Below are 467 nucleotides of genomic sequence, written 5' to 3'. Positions count from 1 at the left end.
ACCCTCGACCTCCACGCCCTCGAACTGGAGACCACCCTCGCCCGCGCCGAGCGCGCGATGGCCGAGATCACGTCGGGGGACTCGGTGAAGGTGTCGCAGGCCGTCTACCCGCTGATGCAGGCGCTCGACATCCCGTACCTCGGCGTCGACCTCGCGGTCGGCGGGATGGAGCAGCGCAAGGTCCACATGCTCGCGCGCGACGTGCTCCCGAGCATCGACCGCGAGCCGCCGACGAGCCTTCACACGCCGCTCATCGCCGATCTCGCGACCGGCCGCGGGAAGATGTCCTCCAGCGAGGGCGTCACGATCTCGATGGAGGACTCCCGCGAGGAGATCGAGTCGAAGGTGAACAACGCCTACTGCCCGCCGACGGCCGACCCCGAGCCGACCGACGACGGCGAGTCGCGCGAGAACCCCGTCCTTCAGGTGTTCGAGTACCACGTGTTCCCGCGGTTCGAGTCGATCGT

At 69.0% G+C, this 467-nt stretch carries 1 pseudogene; it reads left to right on the top strand.

What is annotated here, in order from left to right:
- A pseudogene (locus EXE51_RS17420) lies at positions 1-467 on the top strand (tyrosine--tRNA ligase); the annotation flags it as partial.

This window comes from Halorubrum sp. CGM5_25_10-8B, from assembly GCF_005435095.1.
Taxonomy (GTDB): Archaea; Halobacteriota; Halobacteria; order Halobacteriales; family Haloferacaceae; genus Halorubrum; species Halorubrum ezzemoulense.
This window is presented reverse-complemented; position numbering and strand designations above follow the sequence as displayed.